Annotated in this window: 17 protein-coding genes; 12 read left to right on the plus strand and 5 right to left on the minus strand. The window is 72.2% G+C overall.

Translation table 11 applies throughout. The annotated features are described in order from the left end of the window. The first annotated feature begins 216 nt into the window (after positions 1–216). The 11 genes from ACIGFK_RS34570 to ACIGFK_RS34620 all read left to right on the plus strand — a co-directional run bounded on the left by ACIGFK_RS34570 (position 217) and on the right by ACIGFK_RS34620 (position 9,351). Positions 217–1,041, plus strand: a complete 825-nt coding sequence (locus ACIGFK_RS34570) for a BTAD domain-containing putative transcriptional regulator (protein WP_386468648.1) — start codon at positions 217–219, stop codon at positions 1,039–1,041. Between the two features lie 158 nt (positions 1,042–1,199). After that, on the plus strand, positions 1,200–1,460 hold the full coding sequence (locus ACIGFK_RS34575; RefSeq protein ID WP_376655314.1) for an acyl carrier protein: 261 nt from the start codon (positions 1,200–1,202) through the stop codon (positions 1,458–1,460). A 41-nt stretch (positions 1,461–1,501) separates the two neighbouring features. Further along, positions 1,502–2,782: a beta-ketoacyl-[acyl-carrier-protein] synthase family protein gene (locus tag ACIGFK_RS34580; RefSeq protein WP_376655315.1), complete on the plus strand. Its 1,281-nt coding sequence runs from the start codon at positions 1,502–1,504 to the stop codon at positions 2,780–2,782. Next, positions 2,779–3,624, plus strand: coding sequence for an alpha/beta fold hydrolase (locus ACIGFK_RS34585; RefSeq protein ID WP_400055030.1), 846 nt, complete (start codon positions 2,779–2,781; stop codon positions 3,622–3,624). Before ACIGFK_RS34580 ends, ACIGFK_RS34585 begins: the two co-directional genes overlap by 4 nt. After that, positions 3,621–4,589, plus strand: coding sequence for a hypothetical protein (locus ACIGFK_RS34590; protein WP_400055031.1), 969 nt, complete (start codon positions 3,621–3,623; stop codon positions 4,587–4,589). Before ACIGFK_RS34585 ends, ACIGFK_RS34590 begins: the two co-directional genes overlap by 4 nt. Then, positions 4,586–5,698, plus strand: coding sequence for a beta-ketoacyl synthase N-terminal-like domain-containing protein (locus tag ACIGFK_RS34595; RefSeq protein ID WP_400055032.1), 1,113 nt, complete (start codon positions 4,586–4,588; stop codon positions 5,696–5,698). The genes ACIGFK_RS34590 and ACIGFK_RS34595 overlap by 4 nt, the downstream gene beginning before the upstream one ends. Before the next feature lie 9 nt (positions 5,699–5,707). Next, entirely contained in the window at positions 5,708–6,184 is a 477-nt protein-coding gene (locus ACIGFK_RS34600; RefSeq protein ID WP_400055033.1) for a hypothetical protein, read from the plus strand. Further along, the gene (locus ACIGFK_RS34605; RefSeq protein WP_376655320.1) at positions 6,181–6,684 is read left to right on the plus strand and encodes a 3-hydroxyacyl-ACP dehydratase FabZ family protein; all 504 of its coding nucleotides are present in this window, start codon (positions 6,181–6,183) and stop codon (positions 6,682–6,684) included. Before ACIGFK_RS34600 ends, ACIGFK_RS34605 begins: the two co-directional genes overlap by 4 nt. Next, on the plus strand, positions 6,684–7,430 hold the full coding sequence (fabG, locus tag ACIGFK_RS34610) for a 3-oxoacyl-[acyl-carrier-protein] reductase (RefSeq protein ID WP_376655367.1): 747 nt from the start codon (positions 6,684–6,686) through the stop codon (positions 7,428–7,430). Before ACIGFK_RS34605 ends, fabG begins: the two co-directional genes overlap by 1 nt. Further along, complete coding sequence (locus ACIGFK_RS34615) at positions 7,430–8,143, plus strand: 2-hydroxychromene-2-carboxylate isomerase (protein WP_376655321.1); 714 nt, start codon at positions 7,430–7,432, stop codon at positions 8,141–8,143. Before fabG ends, ACIGFK_RS34615 begins: the two co-directional genes overlap by 1 nt. Then, positions 8,140–9,351, plus strand: a complete 1,212-nt coding sequence (locus ACIGFK_RS34620; protein WP_376655322.1) for an acyl-CoA dehydrogenase family protein — start codon at positions 8,140–8,142, stop codon at positions 9,349–9,351. Before ACIGFK_RS34615 ends, ACIGFK_RS34620 begins: the two co-directional genes overlap by 4 nt. Here the strand turns inward: ACIGFK_RS34620 and ACIGFK_RS34625 are convergent. The 5 genes from ACIGFK_RS34625 to ACIGFK_RS34645 all read right to left on the minus strand — a co-directional run bounded on the left by ACIGFK_RS34625 (position 9,327) and on the right by ACIGFK_RS34645 (position 13,488). Beyond that, positions 9,327–10,088 carry a BTAD domain-containing putative transcriptional regulator gene (locus ACIGFK_RS34625; protein WP_376655323.1) on the minus strand — a complete coding sequence of 254 codons (762 nt, stop codon included), beginning with the start codon at positions 10,086–10,088 and terminating at the stop codon, positions 9,327–9,329. The genes ACIGFK_RS34620 and ACIGFK_RS34625 overlap by 25 nt on opposite strands. Before the next feature lie 385 nt (positions 10,089–10,473). Beyond that, a complete protein-coding gene (locus ACIGFK_RS34630) occupies positions 10,474–11,019 on the minus strand; it encodes an HAD domain-containing protein (protein WP_400055035.1) in 546 nt (181 codons plus the stop codon). Between the two features lie 35 nt (positions 11,020–11,054). Next, positions 11,055–11,747: a class I SAM-dependent methyltransferase gene (locus ACIGFK_RS34635; protein ID WP_376655325.1), complete on the minus strand. Its 693-nt coding sequence runs from the start codon at positions 11,745–11,747 to the stop codon at positions 11,055–11,057. A gap of 1 nt (position 11,748) precedes the next feature. After that, complete coding sequence (locus ACIGFK_RS34640; protein ID WP_400055037.1) at positions 11,749–12,660, minus strand: phosphotransferase family protein; 912 nt, start codon at positions 12,658–12,660, stop codon at positions 11,749–11,751. Between the two features lie 78 nt (positions 12,661–12,738). Continuing rightward, on the minus strand, positions 12,739–13,488 hold the full coding sequence (locus tag ACIGFK_RS34645) for a hypothetical protein (protein WP_400055039.1): 750 nt from the start codon (positions 13,486–13,488) through the stop codon (positions 12,739–12,741). A 223-nt stretch (positions 13,489–13,711) separates the two neighbouring features. On the opposite strand from ACIGFK_RS34645, the gene ACIGFK_RS34650 reads away from it, so the two are divergent. After that, a complete protein-coding gene (locus ACIGFK_RS34650) occupies positions 13,712–15,067 on the plus strand; it encodes a tetratricopeptide repeat protein (protein ID WP_376655328.1) in 1,356 nt (451 codons plus the stop codon). Position 15,068: the final 1 nt, after the last annotated feature.

Genomic DNA, 15,068 nt, shown 5'->3' on the forward strand with positions numbered 1-15,068 from the left:
GACGGGCCGGGGAGGGGCCGACATGTACGGATTCACGTGCGCGGCATGAACTCCTCACGTCCTGGCGGGCCTTGTGAAAAATTCATGATCATCTCGATGAGCGCGTCACTCGGTTTCGGGTAGAGCCGCACTGGGCCCGGGGCGGGGCCGGGTGAAACGGTCGGGGAAGACAGGGGCCGCACATCCGGCACCACCCGCACCCGTCCTGGAGATGCCATGCAGATCAGCGTTCTCGGTCCGCTCGACGCCGAATGCGAGGGCGTCCGCATCCTGCCCAGCGCCGGCAAGCAGCGGCAGCTGCTGGCCCTGCTCGCCCTGCACTCCAACCGCGCGCTGCCCGTGTCCACGCTGATGGAGGAGCTGTGGGAGGGGGAGCCGCCGCGCACGGCCGCCTCGACCCTGCAGACGTACATCCTCGCCCTGCGCCGGCTGATCGGGCGGGCGCTCGGCGAGCGCGGGCGGACCGTCGCCAAGGAGGTCCTGGTGTACCGGCACGGGGGGTACGAGCTGAGGACCGCCCCGGGCACCGTCGACGCCCTGGAGTACGACCGGCTCGCCGCCGCCGGGCAGGCCGCCTTCGGCGCGGGGGACGACGAGGGGGCGATGCGCATGCTGCGCCAGGCGCTGTCCCTGTGGCAGGGGCCCGCCCTGGCCGACGTGGCGACCGGGTCCCTGCTGGAGCTGGAGCGGGTGCGGCTGGAGGAGAGCCGGCTCGGGATCCTGGAGCGGCGGATCGACATCGAGCTCGGGCTGGGGCTGCACAGCGAACTGATGCCGGAGCTGACGGTCCTGACCCTGCGGCACAGCCTGCACGAGGGGCTGCACGCGCTGCGCATGGTCGCCCTGTACCGGTCCGGCCGGCCTTCGGAGGCCCTGTCCGCCTTCGCCACCCTGCGGACCCGGCTCAAGGACTCCCTCGGGATCGAGCCCTCGGCCCGGCTGCAGCGGCTCCACCGGGCCGTGCTGGCCGGCGATCCCGTGCTGGAGGCCGGGCTCCCGGACCGCCCCCGGCAGCGGGTGCCGGCCGCGTTCCCGGCGTGACGGTCCCCGCGTTGCCGGCGTGGGGTTCCCGCGTCCTCGGCGTGCGGTTGCCCGCGACCCCGGCGCGGCGGGTCCCGTCAGTACGGCGTCAGTTGGGCGTCAGCAGCCGGGAACAGGATGAGGGCGTCCACCGGGACCATTCATCTCATGGAGGCGAAATGCCCAGCACCGTTGCCCTCACCACCGAGCAGCGCGAGCAGATCAAGGAGATCGTCTGCGAGATCCTCGAGATCGAGATCGCCGACGTGACGGACACCAGCCTCTTCAAGGAGGACCACAACGCCGACTCGCTCGGTGCGATCGAGATCCTCTCCAACCTGGAGCGCACCTTCTCCATCGAGATCGACCAGGCCGAGCTGACCCGGATGGTCAACCTCGACGGCGTGGTCGCCGTCGTCGAAGAGGGCCTGGCCAAGTAGGAACGCGGGCCGGGACGGGACGAGACGGGACAGAGGGAGGCATGGTGGAGAGCAGGCACCGGGCACCGCGCCGGGTCGTCATCACGGGGCTGGGCGTGGTCACCAGCATCGGCACCGGGCGGACGGAGTTCCTCGCCGGGCTCCGCTCCGGGCGCAGCGGGGTGAAGCCGATCACGTCCTTCGACACGGCCGGCTACGCGCACGCCAACGGCTGCGAGATCGACGACTTCGACCCGGCCGACTGGATCACGAACACCGACCCCGAGGAGCTCGGCCGGGCCAGTCAGTTCTCCGTGGCCGCGGCTTCGATGGCCGTCTCCGACGCGGGCATGGACGTGGCCGAACTGCGCAGGCGCCGGGTCCTCGTCTCGGTGGGGACCACCGACGGCGAATCGCACGACCTCGACGTCCTGATGGAGCACCAGCTCCGGGACGGGGCCGGCACCCTGCCCGCCCACGTGGCGCGCCGCTCGTCCGCCGGGCTGCTGTCCAGCAGCGTGGTCCGGGAGCTGGCGCTCACCGACGTGGAGGCCGTGACCATCCCCACCGCCTGCGCCGCGGGCAACTACGCCATCGGCTCCGGCTTCGACGCCATCCGCTCGGGCGAGGTGGACATCGCCCTCTCGGGCGGCGCGGACGCGGTGTGCCGCAAGACGTTCACCGGGTTCTACCGCCTCGGCACCATCGCACCGGAGGTGTGCCAGCCGTTCGACGTGGACCGCAAGGGGATCCTGACGGGCGAGGGCGCGGGGATCCTGTTCCTGGAGAGCCTTGACTCGGCGCTCGCGCGGGGTGCCCGGATCTACGCCGAGGTGCTGGGGTACGGGCTGAACTGCGACGCCCACCACCCGGTCGCCCCGGACCGGGACAGCCTCGCCGCCTGCATCGAGGTGGCGCACCGCAACGCCGGGGTGAAGCCCGAGGACATCGACTTCATCTCCGCGCACGGCACCGGTACCAAGGCCAACGACGTGACGGAGGCGGGCGCCATCCGGCAGGTGTTCCCCGAGCCGCCGCCGACCGTCTCCATCAAGTCCATGCTCGGCCACACCATGGGCGCGGCCAGCGCCCTGGCCTCGGCCGCCTGCGCCCTGGCGATCACCGAGGGCTTCATCCCCCCCACGATCAACCACCACGAGACGGATCCCGACTGCGGTGTCGACCCGGTGCCGAACGAGGCCCGGACCGCCGATGTCCGCATCGTGCAGAACAACGCCCTGGCCTTCGCAGGGAACAACGCCGTGCTGATCCTGGCCCGGTACGAGGAATCCGCGCGGTTCGCCCCCACGGCCGCCCCGGAGCCCTCCCGGAGCGCGGCGTGAGCCGCTCGCTCCCCCGCCTGCGGCGGGCCGCCGACCCCACCGGCGGCCGACCGCTGCGGACCCTCCTGCTGCACGGCCTCGGCGGGAAGGCCTCCGTCTGGGACCGGTTCGTACCGCTGGCCGCGCCGGAGCTCGAGCTGTGGGACGTCGAGCTGCCGTGGGCCGCGATGGCCGGCAGCGAAGGCTGGGGCTCGCTGCCCGACCCGGCCCGGTTCCTGGTGGATCTGATCGACGGCAGCGGCAGCGGCGGCGGCCCGGACGACGGCGCCGGCTTCGACGCGGTCGTGGCCCATTCGTACGCCGCGAACCTGCTCACCGAGGCCTACACGGGCGGACGGATCGCACCCCGGCCGACCGTGCTGGTCAGCCCGTTCCACCGGTCCAGTCCGCAGGAGTTCGACTGGTCGGTGATCTCGTACTACCTGAACGACTTCCACCGCGTCTTCGAGGAGGCCCTCGCCGTCGGCGAGACGGGCCGCTACACGAAGGCCCACCGGGACTGGATGGCGCTCCAGCTGCGCGACCGCATCGGACCGTACGGCTGGATGCGGTTCTTCGAGAACTACCTGCGCTCCCCCTTCCTCGACCTCGGCGCCGTCCGCGCTCCGCTGCTGGTGCTGTCCGGCTCGCGGGACAGCGCGGCGCGGCCCGAGGACGGCCGGACCCTGGCGGCGGGCGTGCCCGGGGCCCGGTTCGAGCTGCTCGACGACTGCGCGCACTTCCCGATGCTGGAGCGCCCCGGCCCCTTCGCCGGCCTGGTGTCCGGCTTCCTGCGCGGTGAGGCCCCGGACGCACCGGTGGAGCCGCCGCTCATCTCTTCCCTTGGACTGGAGTTGTCATGACCAACAGCACCACCGCCGCCGCCACGGACGGTTCGACGAGCCTGGAGATCCGGCCCCGTTACGAGGGCTCCAACATCTGCACGTGGATCGGCTTCAAGCACGTCAACTACATGGTCGAGGAGGCCGTCTACGACCACCTGCGCCAGCACGGCTTCCCGGCCGGCGAGCTGTACGAGCGCTTCGGTCTGGGCACCGACATCACCGAGATCGACACCAAGATCCTGACGGCCTTCCACATCGACGACGTCGCGACCGCCGTGGTGCGCCCCGCCCCGGACAAGGGCGACGGGAAGCGCCTGGTCGTCGAGTTCACCGTCCGGCGCGGGGGCGAGACGGTCAAGGCGGTCGTCTCCAAGGTCGCCGTTCAGCTGCGCCTCGACGGCCGCGGCCACCCGGTGGAGGAGCCGCCGGCCGCGCTGGCCCCGTACGTGGTGGAGGGGCTGGGCGCGGGCGCCGAGCCGATCGCGGTGCCCGAGGGCGCGGACCCGCTCGACGTGCTGACCGAGGGCCGCAACGCCTTCGGGTGGGCGTGGCGGATGCCGTACTTCTACTGCCACTTCACCGAGCGCGTGCAGATGTCGGGCTACCTGCGGCAGATGGAGGAGGTCGTCGACCTCTTCCTGGAGGACCGCGGGGTCTCGATCAAGACCCTGCTCGACGAGCAGGACTGGATCCCGGTCGTCCCCCACTCCAAGATCACGATCCTGGACGAGGCCCGGATGGAGGAGACCCTCTACACGGTCTACACCGTCGAGAACGTCTTCAAGCGGCACACCTACACCGCCCGTCAGGACACCTACGTGCTGCGCGACGGCGTGCTGGTGCCCACCTCCACCGGCCGGATCACCCACGGCTGGGCCGTGATCGAGAACCGCCGCGACTGGAGCCTGGTCGAGTTCGACGACCGTCTGCTGAACGGGCTGAACGGCAAGGCCGGCAAGACGGCCGGGCGGGGCTCGGCATGACGGCCGGGACGGCCGCCCTGACGGACCGGGCGGACGCCAGCCGGGCGGCCGGGGACGAGCTGGTCTTCTCGGCGTGGTCGGTCGTCTCGCCGTTCGGAGTGGGGGTGGAGGCCTTCGCCGCCGGGCTGCGGGAGGGCCGCAGCGCCGTCGCGCCGCTCGGTACCGCGGTGGAGGAGAACCCGTACGAACTGGGCGCTCTGGTACCGGAGTTCACGGCTGCCGGGGCTCTGGGCAAGAAGGGCACCCGGACCATGGACCGGGTCACCGCGCTCGCGGTGTCGACCGTGGGGCGGCTGCTCGACGCCGCCGGGGAGGGGCTGCTGGAGCGGCCCGAGCGGGTCGGCCTGGTGCTCGGCACCGGCTCCGGGAGCGTGCAGAGCATCATGGACTTCACCCGGGACTCGCTGACCGGCGAGCGCCCGTACCTGGTGGACCCGGCGCGCTTCCCCAACACGGTGATGAACCGGGCCACCGGGCAGAGCGCCATCTGGTACGGGGTCAAGGGACCCAACACCACCATCTCGGGCGGCTGGCTGACGGGACTGCTGGCCCTCGGTTACGCCGCCCGGCTGTTCCGGGCCGGCCACTGCGACCGCGTGCTGTGCGGGAGCGCCGAGGAGTTCTCGGCGCAGCGGGCCTGGCTGGAGTGGCACGCGGCGGGCGAGGAGCGGACCCCGCTCGGCGAGGGCGGAGCGGCCTGGCTGCTGGAGCCGGCCGGGGAGGCCCGGGCCCAGGGGCGCACCCCGCTGGCCACCCTCCTCGGCACCCGTTTCCGCGCCTACCAGGACCCGGCCGATGCCGGGGCCGCGCTCACCGCCTGTGTGCGCGGGGCGCTGGAGGACGCGGGGGTGCCGGCCGGGGACGTGACGGTCGTGGCTCCGCTGGGCACGCCCGGCGAGGAGGCCGCGGTGCTCGCCGCTTTGGCGCCGGGTGCCGGGCCGAAGTGGCTGCGGTGCCGTCCGCTGGTGGGCGACGCGTCCGCCGCGGCCACCGCGTTCCAGGTGGCGGCCGTACTGGCCGAGGCCGCCGGGGGCAGCCCGGGCGGGCTCGCACTGGTCACCGGCATCGACCGGGACGGCACCGTCGGCTGCGCGCTGCTCGCGCTGTAGGAGGACACCATGATGCTGGAGCAAGCACTGGTCATGGCCGCGGCGCAGGACGCCGGCGTGCCGGGGGCCGCCGCGGACACGGCTGCGGAACGGGAGCCCGAGGGCGCCGCCGCACCGGTGGTCCGCGGCACGGTGACCGTCGGCGCCGACGACCCGTTCCTGGCCGGGCACTACCCGGGCTTCCCGCTCGTACCGGGGTTCAGCCTGGTGGGTTACGTCCACGACCTGGTGGCGGGCGCCGTTCCCGGGCCCGCCCACCGGCCGGTCGTCGTGGAGAAGGCCCGCTTCCTCAGCCCGGTCCGGCCGGGCGAGGAGGTCGTCGTCGAGGCGCACATCACCCGGGACGGGGACGGCGTGCGGGCCGGGGCGACCGTTTCGGCGGACGCACGGCCCGCGGCCGAGATCCGGCTCCACTACCCGCAGGCAGAACCGCAGGCGGAGACGCAGACGGAACCGCAGACGCATCGCACGCAGGAGAGCACGTGACTGGAACCGCCCCGATCGCCGCCGTCATCCCGCACCGCCCCCCGGCGCTGCTGGTGGACCGGGTCGTCGAGGTCGAGCCGGGCCGGCGGCTGGTCGCGCACAAGGCGGTCAGCCTGGCCGAGGCCTGTTACCGCGAGGTCCCCGCGCACGCCGCCGAGGAGGAGTACGCCTACCCACTGGGCCGGCTGCTGGAGTCCTGGGCGCAGTCCGCGGTGCTGCTGGCCTGCTGGGAGAAGCCCAACCCGGACGTACTGGCCGGGCAGGTGGCACTGCTGGCGGGGGTCAGGGGCGCCCGGTCGCTCGCGCCCGTGCTGCCCGGGTCGGTGCTGGTGCACGAGGTCGAGATGGTCCGCGACCTCGGCGACACGGTGATCGTCACCGGCCGCAGCACCGTGGCCGGCGCCCCGGTCCTGGAGGTCGGACAGCTGACGCTGGCGCTGCGCGGCGCGGAGGTCCTCGCGCCGGCGCACGTGAACACCACTACCCCCGAGAGGTCATGATGTCGACAGACAGCAGGCGCGTCGCGCTGGTGACGGGAGGGTCGCGGGGCATCGGCCGCAGTGTGGTGGCCCGGCTCGCCGCCGACGGCTACGACGTGGCGTTCTGCTACCAGTCCAACGAGGAGGCGGCCCGGCAGGCGGCCGAGGAGGCGGAGGCGGCCGGGGCCGCGGTCTTCTCCCGGCGGCTCGACGTGTCCGTCCAGTCCGAGGTGCAGTCCTTCGTCAAGGCCACCGAGAAGGAGTTCGGCCCCGTCCACGCCGTGGTGTCCTCGGCGGGCATCGTGCGCGACAACCCGCTGATCATGCTCGACGAGAAGTCCTGGCAGGACGTGCTGCGGGTCAACCTCGACGGCACGTACAACGTGTGCCGCGCGGCGGTCTTCGCGATGATGAAGCGCGGGACGGGCACCCTGGTGACGATGTCCTCGGTGGCCGGCGTGTACGGCAACGCCACGCAGACCAACTACGCGGCCTCCAAGGCCGGGATCATCGGCTTCTCCAAGGCGCTCGCCAAGGAGGTCGCCCCGCGCGGCATCCGCGTCAACGCGGTGGCCCCCGGGTTCATCGAGACCGACATGACGGCGGCGCTGTCCGACACGGCCGGTGACAGGCTGGCCGAGCGGATCCCGCTCGGCCGGTTCGGCAGGCCCGAGGAGATCGCCGACATGGTGTCCTTCCTGGTGTCCGACCGGGCGTCGTACGTCACCGGGCAGGTGTTCGGGGTGGACGGCGGGCTGGTGCTCTGATGGCCGGTGCCAAGCGGGTCCCCCGCTTCTACTTCTCCCTGCGCAGCCCGTACTCCTGGCTCGCCTACCGCGAGCTGCTGGAGCGCTACCCCGACGTGGCCGGCGCCGTCGAGTGGCGGCCGTTCTTCGAGCCCGACGAGCGCAGCGCGCAGCTGCTCGCCGAGGCCGGCGGGTCCTTCCCGTACACGCCGATGTCCCGGGCCAAGCACATGTACGTCCTCCAGGACGTCGGCCGGATCGCCAAGGAGCGCGGGATCGCGCTGACCTGGCCGGTGGACCGGGACCCGGTGTGGGAGGTCCCGCACCTGGCCTATCTGGTGGCGCTGCGCGAGGGGGCCGGGTCCGCGTTCATCGCGGCCGCGTACCGGGCCCGCTGGGAGCGGGGGCAGGACATCTGCGACCCGGCGGTGATCGCGCGGATCGCCGTGGAGCTGGGGCTGGACCCCGGCGCCCTGGCGGGTGCGAGCGAGGATCCGGGGCTGCGCGCCGAGGGCGTGCGGCTGCTCCTGGACATCGAGGAGGACGGGGTGTTCGGCGTCCCGTTCTTCGTGCACCGGTTCAGCCGGTTCTGGGGACTGGACCGGCTGGCGGAGTTCGCCGCGCACATCCGCGCGAAGCTCGTCCCGGCCCGGGAGCTTCCCGCGCCGGTGCCGGCCGCCGTCGGGCTGGGCGCGCGCTCCACCGACGACGGACACGCGGGCGGCTGCGGATGATCATCGCCGACGAGCGCCTGAACATCCTGCGGCGCCAGTTCCAGGAGTGGGGCCACGACTTCCGCGAGCACGCCCTGGAGATCGACGCGGACGCCGAGGCGATCCGCCGGTACCTCGACCTGCCGGCCGTGCGCTACCTGGCGACGATGGGCATCCCGGCGGAGTACGGCAACGACCCGGAGCCCATCGGCGGCCACCGCTTCCGCGGCGAACTCGCCCTGGAGCGCGCGGTCATCATGGAGGAGCTGGCCTGCGCCGACGCGGGCATGCTGGTCGCCTCCCCCGGGCCGCTGCTGGCCGGGGTGCTGGTCGACGTACTGGCCGACCGCGCGCAGAAGGAGCGGTTCTACGGCCGGATGACCGCCGAGCCGCTGTGGACCTGCTTCGCGCTGACCGAACCGGACCGCGGTTCGGACGCCGGCGGGCTCACCACCCGCCTCACCCCGTCCCCGGAGGGCGGCTTCGTCCTGGACGGCGCCAAGCGGTACGTGGGCAACGCGGCCCGTGCCCAGCTGTCGGTGGTCTTCGCCCGTACGGGTCCGGGCCCGCTCGGGGTGACCGCCGTCCTGGCCGACACCGGGGACCCGGGTTTCCGGGCCGAGGCGCTGCCGATGATCGGGCTGCGCGGGGCGATGATCAGCTCGATCGAGCTGGACTCCGTGCGGATCCGCGAGGAGGACGTGCTGGGCCGGCACCTGTCCGCCACCCGGCGCGGTACCTGGGCGTTCGTGCAGACCTTCAACCGGCTGCGGCCGGGCGTGGCGGCGATCGCGCTGGGCATCGCCCGCGCGGCGCACACGTACGTACTGGCCAACCGGCGGGCGCTGGGCCGGGCCGAGCGGGACCGGCTGGACGAGCTGGGCCGCCGGATCACCGGGACCCGCAAGCTCGTGCACCGGGCGGCGGCCGCGGTGGACCGGGACGGCCAGAACGGCCACCTCGCGTCGGCCGCGAAGGTGCGGGCCGCCCAGCTCGCCGAGGACGCGACCCGCCGGGCCTGTGCCTTCTTCGGGCCGGGCGCCAGGCTGGAGCACCCGCTGCTGGACAAGCTGGCGCGCGACGCGCGGGCCATGGAGTTCCTGGAGGGGACCGGCCACATGCAGCGGCTCAACCTCTTCCAGGGGTACCTGTCGGGCCGGATCGACCGGGACGCGCCCTTCCCGGCGGAGGTTCGATCCGCCGGTCAGTTCAGCAGCACTGCGTCCTGAGTGAGGATCGACTGGTAGATCCTCGACAGATTGCGGCCGGGCTCCAGACCGAGCTCCTCGACCAGCCACCGCCGGGTGCGGTGGAAGACGTCGAGGGCCTCGGTCTGCCTGCCGTCCCGGTACAGGGCGAGCATGAGCTGTTCGCTGAACCGCTCCCGCCCGGGGTGCTGTGACGTCAGCCGGCGCAGTTCGAAGATGACCCCGCGTTCGTCGCCGGTGCCGAGCTTGGCGGCGATGAGGTCCTCGCGCGCGCACAGCCGCTGCTCCTCCAGATGGGCCGCCTCCAGTTGGAGCCGCGGCCCTTCGTACATGTCGAGGAGCGCGGGCCCGCGCCACAGGAGCAGCCCCTCCTCCAGCAGCCGCACGGCCTCGGACGGGTCGGAGCGCACCAGTGCGGAGCCGCGTACGGCCAGGTCCAGGAAGTGCTGGGCGTCGACGGTGTGCCTCGGCAGGTCGAGCATGTAGCCGCCGTTGACGGTGCAGAGGATCTCGTCGCCGCGCCGGCCGGTCAGCGCGCCGAGTATCTTGCGCAGCCGCAGGACGTTGGCCTGCAGGGCGTTGCGCATGTTCTCCAGTTCCTCGCCGCCCCACAGCTCCTCCATCAGCTGTTCGGCGGTCATAGGGGTGCACGGGGGCAGGGACAGCAGGGCCAGCACGGTGCGCACCCGCTTCGACGCGATGGGGCGGCGCACGTCCCCGCATACGACGGTGGCCGTTCCCAGCAACTGCACTTCCATGGTGTCTCCCCCGAGATTTCCGGCCGCGGCGGCTGTGGGACGGTGCGGCCTGCTGTCATTGAGCCATTGGCGGCTAGGCGGACGCGCAGGCCGTGGTCCGGTGCCGGTAGGGCGGCGCCGTGAGATCCTCACGAGCCCGGATCAAGAGGGACGAAAAGGCCCCGGGGACCGTCGCACGGCGGTCGGCCGGCGGTCGTAGGGCCGTACATCGGTGCACGGGTGGGCCTCCGGCCCCGGAGAGGTGAAGTCCTTCATCTGCACGCGCGAGCCCGCCCCGATGGCGTACTCCTCGGGGCTGGTCAAAGCTGAGAAACCATCACAGGCGGGCAGAGCCCGCAGCACACCCTGATGCCCTCGCTGCCCATGGCAGCGAGGGCATCAGTCGTCAGGCGGCCCGAGCTAGGGGTAACTGCGCGACCCACGTCGTGACCTCGGTCAAGTGCCCGGGCTGCAGCCCGAGGTGTGGGTCGGGCTGCACGATGAGGGTCGCCCTTCCCTTGGCGGTGCGCTCCGCCGCCCAGGCATGGTCGAGACCGGTGAAGTCGTCGTCGATCCAGACGACGGGGGCCTCTGCCAACCAGGCGTCGACGTGGTCGCGCTTCCACAGGTAGCCGTTGGGGTGGCTGGTGGCGATCTGGGGGCGCGGCAGGTCGACGTACGGCAGGTCCGGAAGGCCCAGGAGGGGCCCGATGAGGGTGGTGGCGTCCTGGCGCCAGCTGGTGCACCAGACCGGCGTGACCAGACCGGTGCGGATGACATCCATGAGCATGGGGCCGTGGGCGGGGTTGAGCCAGACGGTGACCGGGTTGTCGGCGTTGCAGCCGGTGGGGACGACGTCGTGGCGGGCGTGCGTGGCCGGGGTCGAGCCGTCTGCGGTTGGGAAGGGTATGAGGACACCGTCGATGTCGAGGAGCAGGTAGGGCGGGCGCATCGGTTCCTCCGGGGGAATCCGGGGCGAATGGCTGGTCAGAGCTTGCGTGCGCGGACCAGCAGGGTGGCGGGCCAGTGGCCCATGCGGGGGTCGTTGAACTCCTGGGCCGAAGCGAGCCAGAAGCCCGCCCGGCTGAGGTGCCTCTCCCAACGGTCGGTGTCGAACTCCCATCGGGCGATGGGGAGCCGAGTGCGGTCGGGCAGGGTGACGAAGTCGCGGCGGGGCCGGTCGTCGCCGGAGGGGCTTCGACCGCCGCGCTGTGGGTGGGGGACAGAGAAGGCCAGCACTCGCCCGGGTGTGAGGCGCTGGGCGATGGCCGGGAGCAGGAGCTCGGGGGCGACGAGGCCGACGGCACCGAAGACGGAGTAGACCGCGTCGAACTGCTCGTCGGAGGCGTGCAGGTAGTGCAGGGCGTGGCCGGCGGCGAAGGTGAGGCTGTTCAGCCGTCCGTAGTGGGAGCGCGCGCGGCGGACTTGGAGGCCGACCAGGTCGACGCCGGTGACATGGGCGCCATGGCGGGTAGCAAGGTGGGCTGCGTTGTGGCCAGGGCCGCAGCCGAGTTCCAGGAGTCGCTTGCCGCGCAGGTCGGGGCCGAGGACGTCGGCTCCAGGCCCTTGGCTGGGTCTCGTGGTCCACTCCATCCGGGTGGGTACGGAGAGAGGTTCGGCGAGTCCGGTGGCGGTGCGCTGGATGGCGTGGGCGTGCCATGGGGATGCCTGGGCGAGCACGTCAGATCTCCAGGAGGTGGAGGACGTCGGTGAGGTGGCGGCGAACGGCCTTAATGTAGGCGGGGTCGGTGGCCGGGTCGTTAATCCAACGGATGGCCTGCTCCATGAACCACTCGACGGCCCACATGCGGTGCCAGCCCAGGGCCCAGCTCTCGGCAGTGAGCCCGCCGCGCGGGGCGAGGGCGTCGGGGGTGCCGCCGGCGGTGACGTACTGCTCCAGGAACACGCGCAGGCGCACAGTGTGCGGGGGTTCGATGGTGCCGTGCCAGCTGGCGAGATCGAGCAGGCCGGGGCCGGTGAAGGCGCGGGCGAAGTCGAGCAGCCGCCAGCCGCGCTCACCGATGTGGAGGCTGGTGGGGTGGAACTCGGAGTGCACCCAGCCGAAGGGCGCCAATGTTGCTCCAGCCGAGCGGGCCTCAGCTGCCCGGGCGATCCGGTCGAGCGCGTCCTCGACGTCGTCGGCGTCCTGCCACCGGTCGGCCTTGCGCAGCCGTTCGAGATGCTCCAGTGCCCGGGCCGGCAGTGTGCGCAGCCGGTCCTGGTCGAGAACGGGCGAGGGCGGAGCCGTACGGGTGCTGTGCAGAATCACGGCCGCGGCGACGCCGTCGAGGTCATCGGCCTCGCGGACGGAGGGTCCGAGGTCCTCCATGACCATGCCGAGCCAGCCGTCCAGAACGGCTGAGGCGTGGACCTGGGGAACGGGAACGCCAAGGGTCTGGGCCAGCCGGAGGGCCTGGTCCTCGCTGTCGAAGGGCTTCTTGGCGTACTTGAAGATCGCCGTGGAGCCGTCGGGGAAGGTCACGCGCTCGACGCCGGACATGGACCACACGCGTACCTCCTCCCGTACGGCGGTGGTCCGGCCGGTCGCGGTGAGCAGGTTGTCGAGGAGTTCGGCACTGGGATTCGTGGTCACGTGAGGGCTCCGGGGAGGGGTGGTGGCGTCCGGGGCAGGCGAGAGAAGCCGGCCCACCCCGGAGCCTGATCGGGTGGGTCACGCGGCGGGGTTCACGCGGCGGGCGTAGACCTGCTCGATCCAGCCCGCCTTGAACGCGGCGAGGTCGTCGCGGAAGTTCGCCATCGAGGCACCGTAGGGCGCGACCACGCCGCCGGACTGGTCCGGCACGGACTGGCAGCCGTGCACGAGTCGGCCGCCGAGGGCGGCGTGGGCCTTGATGGACTCGATCCGGCGGTGCTCGTTGAACCAGCCGCCGTGGTAGACCTCGTCGAGCATCCCGTCCATCTCGTCGTCCAGGTCGAAGACGACGGAGGTGGCGGCGGGGAAGAACCAGCACGGGCCGACGTTGGAGATGTGCCCGTCCAACTCGACCTTGTTGAGCGCCATGAGCGTGGCCGCCTCGCGGAGCATCCGCAGGTGGTCGGCGGTGATCTGCGGCAGGCCGAGGCCGGCCAGGTGCTCGTCGCGGAAGAGGTACACGTACACCTCGTACGCGGTGGCCAGGACACGGGCCGCGTCGGAGGTGGACTCCCCGTGCTGCTTGATGAAGTCGAGCGCGAGCTGCTCGACCGCGCTCTCGGTCGTCTCGTCCACGTCCAGGAGCTGGGACTTGACCAGCTCCCAGTCGGCGACGAGCCAGGTGTTGGACTCGAAGCGGAAGAAGTACTCGGCCGGGTTGATCGTGATGCGCCGGCCGTCGACCTGGATGCCGGGCAGGCGGCTCCAGCGCGGGTCGAACGCCTCGGGCAGCTCGACCGTGATGGCCGTGGTGTCGATGGTGGTCACCGTGTCTCCGTCTCTGATCGGCCAGGTTCGGGCACAGGAATGCCCGAGCCCGGTGTGGGCGTACGGAACTTCGGGGTGCCGCCCAGACCAAGGGGGAGCCTGGATCACGGTCGCGCCGTTCCGGGCGGCTGCTGATAAGTGAACCGGTGGTCACGCTCAGTGGGTACGGTGGAAGGCAGTTGAAGCGGTATACGCGGTTTACAGCTCCGGAGTGGAGGCGATCGTGGCGGCGCCGAGAGAACCCAACTCCCGTCTGCGCGACGTCATCGCGGCGGTCGACTGCACCTACGAGGCCCTCGCCAGAGACGTGCGACGTATCGCGGCCGAGAACGGCGAGATCCTCCAGACCAACAAGTCGGCCATCTCGCACTGGGCGAACGGCACCCGCGCCCCGTCCGGCCGGGTAGGTCAGTACCTGGCCGAGGCACTGTCCCGCCGAGCGGGGCGCACGATCACCCAGACCGAGATCGGCCTCCAGGCCGGCGATGACGAAGCGCCGATGGAAGCCGACCCCGTCCTCGCGGTCACCGACCTGGGCCGGGCCGACGTCGAGCGCCGCCGCTTCCTCGCCATCGCGGCCTTCACCACCGCCGGCGTCGCCATGCCGCTCGGCTACGACCACGAAGCCACTGCCCGCATGCTGCGCGCCCGCACCGGCACGTCCCTGGTCGGCGCGGAGGACGTGGACGTCGTACGGCAGATCACCGCGGCCTTCAGCGCCGCCGACGAGCGCCTCGGTGGCGGGCACGGCCTTACTACCGTCACGGCGTACCTCGCCGACACAGCCGCCCCCATGCTGCGTGGACGCTTCCCCAGCGATGCCTTACGCCGAACAGCCTTCGGCGCCGTCGCCGAACTCGCCTATCTCGCAGGGTGGAAGCACCACGACCTCGGCCAGGAAGGCGCTGCCCAGCGCTACTACCAGGTCGGCTACAAGCTCGCCTGCGAAGCCGACCCCCACGGCCACGCCGCCTGGATGATGCGCGCCCTCGCCCACCAGGCTCTCAGCCTCAAACAGCCCCACCACTGCGTAGACCTCGTCGAAGGCGCCCTACGCGCAGGTCTCGGCCACGTCGACGGCCAGACCGAGGCCCTGCTCCACATCACCCACGCCCGCGCCTACGCAGCCACCAACGAGAACCCATTGGCCGCACGCGCCCTGCTCGCCGCCGAAGGCGCGCTCCTCCGCGACGACGGCCCCCAGCCCAGCTACTCCTGCGTCAGCGGCCCCGCTGCCGGCACCGTGGCCAGCCACACCGCCCGCACCCTGACCGATCTCGCCGACCACATCGGAACTGAGCAGCAGCACCGCGATGCCCTAACCCGCTGGGACCCCGAGAAGTACAAGCGGGTCCACGCCCTCACTCACGCCGACCTCGGCGACAGCCTCGCTGCCCAGGCCCGCGCCGACGAGGCGGTCGCCGCCTGGACCCAGGCCCTGGTCCTCATGGAGGGCATGACCTCAGACCGCACCCGCAAGGCGATCACCTCGATCCGCTCCACGCTCGCGGTCTACCAGCGCCGCCGCGTTCCCGGTGCCGCCGATCTGGCCCGCCGCGCCTGCGAGGCCCTCGCCTAAC

The organism is Streptomyces sp. NPDC085524, assembly GCF_044541755.1.
Classification (GTDB): Bacteria; Actinomycetota; Actinomycetes; order Streptomycetales; family Streptomycetaceae; genus Streptomyces.

What these genes read in the sequence shown, in the direction of transcription:
- ACIGFK_RS34570 (WP_386468648.1), top strand. Translation starts at nt 217, where the DNA reads ATGCAGATCAGCGTTCTCGGTCCGCTCGACGCCGAATGCGAGGGCGTC.
- ACIGFK_RS34575 (WP_376655314.1), top strand. Translation starts at nt 1,200, where the DNA reads ATGCCCAGCACCGTTGCCCTCACCACCGAGCAGCGCGAGCAGATCAAG.
- ACIGFK_RS34580 (WP_376655315.1), top strand. Translation starts at nt 1,502, where the DNA reads ATGGTGGAGAGCAGGCACCGGGCACCGCGCCGGGTCGTCATCACGGGG.
- ACIGFK_RS34590 (WP_400055031.1), top strand. Translation starts at nt 3,621, where the DNA reads ATGACCAACAGCACCACCGCCGCCGCCACGGACGGTTCGACGAGCCTG.
- ACIGFK_RS34595 (WP_400055032.1), top strand. Translation starts at nt 4,586, where the DNA reads ATGACGGCCGGGACGGCCGCCCTGACGGACCGGGCGGACGCCAGCCGG.
- ACIGFK_RS34600 (WP_400055033.1), top strand. Translation starts at nt 5,708, where the DNA reads ATGATGCTGGAGCAAGCACTGGTCATGGCCGCGGCGCAGGACGCCGGC.
- fabG (WP_376655367.1), top strand. Translation starts at nt 6,684, where the DNA reads ATGTCGACAGACAGCAGGCGCGTCGCGCTGGTGACGGGAGGGTCGCGG.
- ACIGFK_RS34615 (WP_376655321.1), top strand. Translation starts at nt 7,430, where the DNA reads ATGGCCGGTGCCAAGCGGGTCCCCCGCTTCTACTTCTCCCTGCGCAGC.
- ACIGFK_RS34620 (WP_376655322.1), top strand. Translation starts at nt 8,140, where the DNA reads ATGATCATCGCCGACGAGCGCCTGAACATCCTGCGGCGCCAGTTCCAG.
- ACIGFK_RS34625 (WP_376655323.1), bottom strand. Translation starts at nt 10,088, where the DNA reads ATGGAAGTGCAGTTGCTGGGAACGGCCACCGTCGTATGCGGGGACGTG.
- ACIGFK_RS34630 (WP_400055035.1), bottom strand. Translation starts at nt 11,019, where the DNA reads ATGCGCCCGCCCTACCTGCTCCTCGACATCGACGGTGTCCTCATACCC.